The 6,755-nt window shown below is 42.1% G+C and carries 6 protein-coding genes; 1 reads left to right on the top strand and 5 read right to left on the bottom strand.

The genetic code is table 11. The annotated features are described in order from the left end of the window. Positions 1-1,264, top strand: a 1,264-nt coding sequence (locus ACTJJQ_RS07190) for a BclA C-terminal domain-containing protein (RefSeq protein WP_440600065.1), incomplete at its 5' end; no start/stop codon positions are given. Between the two features lie 26 nt (positions 1,265-1,290). Here the strand turns inward: ACTJJQ_RS07190 and ACTJJQ_RS07185 are convergent. From ACTJJQ_RS07185 to ACTJJQ_RS07165, 5 genes are all read right to left on the bottom strand, one after another. Next, on the bottom strand, positions 1,291-1,851 hold the full coding sequence (locus ACTJJQ_RS07185; RefSeq protein ID WP_072368391.1) for a CatB-related O-acetyltransferase: 561 nt from the start codon (positions 1,849-1,851) through the stop codon (positions 1,291-1,293). A 64-nt stretch (positions 1,852-1,915) separates the two neighbouring features. Next, positions 1,916-3,283, bottom strand: a complete 1,368-nt coding sequence (locus ACTJJQ_RS07180) for an MATE family efflux transporter (protein WP_048002869.1) — start codon at positions 3,281-3,283, stop codon at positions 1,916-1,918. Between the two features lie 19 nt (positions 3,284-3,302). Next, positions 3,303-4,787, bottom strand: a complete 1,485-nt coding sequence (dacB, locus tag ACTJJQ_RS07175) for a D-alanyl-D-alanine carboxypeptidase/D-alanyl-D-alanine endopeptidase (protein WP_008346599.1) — start codon at positions 4,785-4,787, stop codon at positions 3,303-3,305. A 131-nt stretch (positions 4,788-4,918) separates the two neighbouring features. Beyond that, complete coding sequence (locus tag ACTJJQ_RS07170) at positions 4,919-5,899, bottom strand: pectinesterase family protein (RefSeq protein ID WP_056704304.1); 981 nt, start codon at positions 5,897-5,899, stop codon at positions 4,919-4,921. A gap of 99 nt (positions 5,900-5,998) precedes the next feature. Next, positions 5,999-6,691: a DUF421 domain-containing protein gene (locus tag ACTJJQ_RS07165; protein ID WP_008346595.1), complete on the bottom strand. Its 693-nt coding sequence runs from the start codon at positions 6,689-6,691 to the stop codon at positions 5,999-6,001. Positions 6,692-6,755: the final 64 nt, after the last annotated feature.

Genomic DNA, 6,755 nt, shown 5'->3' with positions numbered 1-6,755 from the left:
TGGGGCCACTGGTATCACAGGTTCAACCGGACCTACTGGTGCTACTGGTATCACAGGTTCAACCGGACCTACTGGGGCAACGGGTATCACAGGTTCAACCGGATCTACTGGTGCCACTGGAATCACGGGTGCAACTGGACCTACTGGGGCAACGGGTATCACAGGTTCAACCGGACCTACTGGGGCAACGGGCAGCACTGGACCAACTGGTCCGACTGGAGCTACAGGAATTACAGGTTCAACCGGAGCGACTGGTGCTACTGGTATCACAGGTTCAACCGGAGCGACTGGTGCTACTGGTATCACAGGTTCAACCGGACCTACTGGGGCCACTGGCATCACGGGTTCAACTGGAGCTACTGGTGCCACGGGTATCACAGGTTCAACCGGACCTACTGGTGCTACTGGTATCACAGGTTCAACCGGATCTACTGGTGCCACGGGTATCACAGGTGCAACCGGTCCGACTGGTGCTACAGGAATTACAGGTTCAACTGGAGCTACTGGGGCCACAGGTATCACGGGTGCTACCGGTCCGACTGGGGCCACGGGTATCACAGGTGCTACCGGTCCGACTGGTGCTACTGGTATCACAGGTTCAACCGGACCTACTGGGGCAACGGGCAGCACTGGACCAACTGGTCCGACTGGCGCTACGGGAATCACAGGTTCAACTGGAGAAACTGGTGCCACGGGTATCACAGGTTCAACTGGAGCTACTGGGGCCACGGGTATCACAGGTTCAACCGGACCTACTGGTGCCACTGGTGTGACGGGCAGCACTGGACCAACTGGTCCGACTGGCGCTACAGGTATCACGGGTGCTACCGGACCTACTGGAACAGGTGGTTTTACGGATACAGCACTATATGCTGCTAATAGTTCTGGTCCTACCATTGTTACTGTAGCCTCGGGAACGAATATTCCATTGCCGAACTTTCAAAACATTACCGGTTTTACAGCAAACGGCACAAGTACGGTTTTTACCGTTCTGCAAACAGGTAAATATTATATTACGTATCAAGTCAACACCACTACAGCACTTTTGATTAATACGCGTTTGCTGTTAAATGGAACAAATACTATTTCTGGTTCTGTTCAATCACCTACTATCTCTACTTCATTTATTAACAATACTGTCATTGTTAATTTAACAGCTGGTAATACTATTTCACTGCAGTTTTTTGGAGTGGTTGTCACAGCTATATTAGTTGGCGATGGTGGTGCGGCCGGAGCAACCTTGACCATCATACGGCTCAGTTAAGCAAAAAAAGAAAAAAGAAAGGCTTTTCAGCCTTTCTTTTTTATGTCTTCTATAACTTTTATACAATGTTCGATATCATTAGATTGTAAGAGGTGAAAAATAGATTGGATGACGGTAAACTCTAAATTCCACCATTCTAACAACTGAAGTTTTTCAATGATATCAGAAGAAAACCGATATTTCATGAGACGCTGCGGGTTCCCTGCGACAATCGCATATGGAGGCACATCTTTTGTAATCAGACTATTTGCTCCAATGACTGCCCCGTTTCCTATCTGTACCCCTGACATGATTGTTGCTCCATATCCAATCCAAACATCGTGCCCTATACACACGTCCCCTTTTGATCGTGGATGTCCTTCAATGTGGGCAGCATCTGTGAAAATTTGATTAAATGGATACGTTGTGACCCAATCTGTTCGGTGTTCACCACCAAGAAAAACTTTTACTTCGTTTGCGATGGAACAAAACTTTCCTACATTCAGCGTTGTTCCTTCTCCCCACGTCAAGACTTGAAAATCTGGTCCAGCATAAGTGAAGTCACCGATATCATACGAACTGAGCTCACTTCTTTGGTTTAAAAACATAGAAGATCAGACCCCCTACAAAGTAATCGATCTTCGTATATATATGCCAGATGATAGGCTCACATTATGATTGGACAAGTGCAACGATCTGCTTTTTCTTCCATACCAGTCGATAATAGCCGTATTGGAGCAATAAGTTTACAAAAAAGGCTGCAGGATATCCTATCCAGATTCCTTTGATCCCAAGCGATGTATGGTGTGATAGCACATAAGCCACTGGTACTTCAACAAGCCAAATGGAACAAATACTAAAGATGGTCGGCCATAGAACTGTTCCACTTGCTCTCATCGTGGCAGCAACGATTTGTGCTGTTCCGAAAATGAGATAGCTCCATAGTGTAATCACGACCAAACTATATGCAATATCAATCGTTGCAGGATCTGTTAAAAAGATAGATAAAATTTGTGGTGCGAAAATATAGACGAAAATAATAATCAATCCGCCTAACGCAAAGTTTAGCCCCAGCCCAATTTTAATGACATCTTTCAAACGATTCATGTTTCCTGCGCCAATGAACTGTGCGGCGAAGATAGAAACCGCAATACCAAGGCTCACTGCGGGCATCTGTACATAACTTACGACTTGATTGACAACGCCATAAGCTGCGGTCGCCTGTGATCCATAATCGTTGACAAAAGAAATGACAGCAATTTCTGATAAAGAAATGAGAATCATATTAATACTAGAAGGGATACTTAACTTTAATAGCGTTTTTAATAAATCCCCTTTCATCAATAAATGCTTTCTAACCGACGCATCAATGCGCAGCGGGTGCTTTGTTTTATAAAGATAGATATGAAGAATGATAAACGTAACGATTGTAGAAATCACAGAAGAATACGCAGCACCATATAAACCAAATGCCGGTAAACCAAGCCAGCCGAATAATAAAATTGGCAGCAATAAAATATTGGTTCCTGTACTAATCATTAAGAAATAAAATGGTGTTTTTGAATCTCCTGTTCCTCGTAAAAAAGTTGTATAGACAAAATAAAGAAATAAGATGGGCATGGAGATGAATAGGATTCTGGCATATGCCGCACTTTCCTCCACAATATTTGCAGGTGTCCCCATCAGATGTAAAATATCTGTGGCAAAAAAACCTCCAATGATAGCTAAAGAAAGTCCGATTAAAAAGGTGAACGAAAGCGTTGTACCGATAATTTCCTTTAACCTCTGCTCATTTTTTGCTCCGTATGCTTGTCCAATCAGGATCGAGCTCCCTGATCCAATCCCAATGGAAAAAGAAACAAGTAAAAAGAAAAGTGGAAAGAATGCAGAAATCGCAGCTACTGCATCCTCTCCAATCCATCTACCGACAAGCACAATGGAAACAAGCTGTCCAATTGATTGCAAAATATTGCTTAATAAAAGTGGAATTAGAAAGATCGACATGGTTTTTACTAAAGATTGATTATTATCTAACGTCATGATGGTTCTCCTTGTCTGTCTAAAGATCCTCAGCTAACATGCTGACAATGCGGTCTTCTATCTCTTTTCCTTTTTCGTCATCAACGAGATGATTCAATAAGATGGAAAAAGCAAGCGTTTTTCCACTCTGCGTTTCAATATATCCAGATAGTGTGCTGACCGTTGATAGCGTACCTGTTTTTGCACGCACTTTTTCTAGTGTAGCTGGTTCTTTCAATCTGTTTCTTAATGTACCTCCCACCATACGCTCACTTGCCCCAGCTAACGGAAGTGCATGGACATAGGTGTTAAACCATTTTTCCTTTTGAATGTTTGTCAAAAATAACGTGAATTGATTTGCAGAAACAAGGTTAATCGGTGATATGCCTGATCCGTCTCTCAACACAGTCATAGATGCATCTATGCCATAGGCAGGAAGACGTTCATTCAGCACGTCAAGCCCTTTGTCAAAACTCCCTTTGTTCTTTACCCGCTTCCCAAGTTCTTTTAACAGAATTTCTGCATGTGTATTGTTGCTTAATTTCATCATCGGAACAAGAAGATCGGATAAAGGCATTGATGTATGGGAAGCGATTTTTTTCGCTTTTTTAGGAACTTGTTTTGTTTTGAGTGGTCCTTTCAGCTGAATCCCCTCAGCCTTTAATGCTCGTTTCATTAAGTCTAAAGCATACGTTGTCGGTTCCCATAATGCGACCCATTGTTTAGACGAGGATGCTTTTAGCGGAATCGTCCCAGTCAGTGTAATTTTGTTTGTACCGTGAGAGCGTTTAAAAGATATTTTCTTCTTTCCACCTTCTGGCACAGTTTTCACTTGATTGACAACTTGAGCGACGTCAGTCTTCGGGATCATCTCATAGCTGGCCTTCTGCCCTGCTTTCTTTCCCGGCTTGACTTCGAGAATGATCGTTCCTGCATCATAATCCTCATTCGGTGAAGCAGTAAGAGCAGATATTTGAGCGCCGTAATATTGATCTTCATCACTCCACGGCAGATCGATGGAATACCTTGTGTCATCAAACCAAGTATCATCAGCTGCAAGCTGTCCACGAATCGTATGTATTCCGGCCTTTTTGACTTGTTTGGCTAATGCGGCAAAATCGCTTTCTAACAATGTCGGGTCTCCAGAGCCTCGGAGATAAAGATTGCCGTGCAATGTTTTTTTGTGAATTGAACCATCTATCCAAACGTCTGTTGGAAAAGTGTGTGTTTCACCCAGTAGATCGAGTGCGATAGCAGATGTGAGTAATTTCATATTAGAAGCAGGAGTCAGACGGATGTCCGCTTGATGTTCATAAAGAAGAGAAGTGTCAGAAGTATCGCGTACGCTGATGCCAGCAATTGCGCCCTCTAAATCAGGTGCTGTTCGAATGAATTCGTCTAAAGAAGTGATCCATTTTGATTGATCATCATGAGCTGTTAGTTGTTCATCTTTCACTGAAAAAGGGAGAAATAACATCGACAAAATACATAGTTGTAAAAACATGACCTGTGAGAAACGTTTCACGCAATCCCTCCTTTTTAGAAAAGCAGCCAAATTTAGCAGATTATGTTCATTATACACAAAAGAACGTTTGTTCTCAAAGGTTTTTTAAACAGAAAAGTCAGCTTTCTTTGACGAAAACTGACAAGCCTCTTTTACCTTTTTTCAGGATTCCAGCCATCGCTTCCGCTAAGCACGGATTGAACGGTGATTTGACTTGCTTCGTTTTTTGTTAATATCGTTGACCACTTCACTCGGTTTGCCACATGACTCCCTGCGCCCGTTGATCCATATTCTTGATATCTAGCCGTTCTTTCGTTGTCTTTGTTATCCCAGTTATGCCATCCCTCAGCTTTAATATGTTCATCCATTTTTGTTTGGAGGAACGTGACAGCCGAATGTGGTCTCCATGGACGGCCTAAGTACACAGATTGAGACGAAGCCGTTCCTTTATTTAATGTGGAATCAATAAAAACGTAGCCATACTTTTGCGCTTCTGTTGTGGATGCCGCTGTAATATACCCATTTCCAAGACTTTTTATTTCAGCTCTTTTAAATACAGCCGTTGCTGAACCAAAGATGAAGTCAACCGTGCCCTCGATATAACAATCTTCATAATATTGTCTCCCTGTGCCAGTGGCATAAAGTGTATCTTGATACCCGAGAACACGTACGTGTTTAAACACAGCCCGGTCCCCGGATACATAAAGGGCAACCGCCTGCCCTGCGTTTCGGCCAGCTGTATTTTGAAACGTGATATTTTCTGCATAAAAATGATTTGCCCGAATCATTGTACTAGAGCTATTGGTTGTGCTCCCGCTGCTTGCATTTGTATCATCATACGTCAGAATCGTCTGATACTGATTTTCTCCAATAAAGGACACATACGGCTTATTTTGCGGAAGGAGAATCTTTTCTTTATACACACCATTTTTAATATATATCGTCGTTTGCTGTTGATTGTTCACTGGTATCGCATCAATGGCAGATTGAACCGTTCGAAATGTCCCATTTCCTTTTTGATCGACAATAAGCACGCGGTTTGTTTGATGGTTGTGTCCAGCTGCTTGCGCATAAGCTGAGTCAAAAAGCAGTAAGGCCAATACCATCATCAGCAGTCGTTTTCCATACTTCATCACACATCTCCCCCTTATATTGTGAACGTTTTCATTGACGTATTCTTTTTGATCCTATTCAGTTATAAAACAAAAAAACACAAAAAAACATCCACTGTGTTAGGTTGTGGATGTTTTTTCATATTTCATCGCATAAATTCCTTCATTTTCAATCCATTCACAAAATAGGACGTCTTTATAGGAGGATATGTGCTGCTTTTTCAATTGCTCTCTCAGCCACGCTTCATCAAATCCAGCTTCCTTTAAATCTTTTTTTAAAATCTCTCCGTCGATAATAAACGTTCTAGGCAATGTGACTTCTTTTCCTTTCACGTTCACATCTTCGGCTGTAGCTGGTGCATATTTCATTTTCGGAAGCACACTCACAGACCCATCCGTTTCCAAAATGGCAAATTCAATTTCATTAAGAGCAAAATGCCCTTTCGCTCGAATCAGCGTCTGCAACTGATTTAAATCGAGCATATTTTTCTTTAATCGATTGTAGTGAATCTTTCCTTTATCAATCACAAGAGTGGGTCTTCCCTCTAAAAAAGCGCGAATGGATTTGAATTTTTGTGAAAGCCATTCAACTGTGTAGATTAAAACGCCCCAGACTGCAACTGCAAAAAGGATATGTAGCACGCTGACTTCTGGATCAAAAATGGCGTTACCGACCATCTCCCCTAAAATCAGTGCAGAAATAAAATCAAACGGCGTGATTTGTGCAAATTGTGTTTTCCCTAATAGCTTTGTAATGGAAAATAAAGCGAAAAATCCGATAAAGAGTTCAATCAAAATATTAAAAAATGGCACACATATACCTTCCTTTCTCACTGCATGTACTTACAAGCATGTACAGGAAAGGAAGGTTCTAAAC

The sequence above is a fragment of the Bacillus sp. 22483 genome, from assembly GCF_052044605.1.
Classification (GTDB): domain Bacteria; phylum Bacillota; class Bacilli; order Bacillales; family Bacillaceae; genus Bacillus; species Bacillus altitudinis.
The sequence above is the reverse complement of the archived record's forward strand: the minus strand, read 5'-3'. Positions and strand labels throughout refer to the sequence as shown.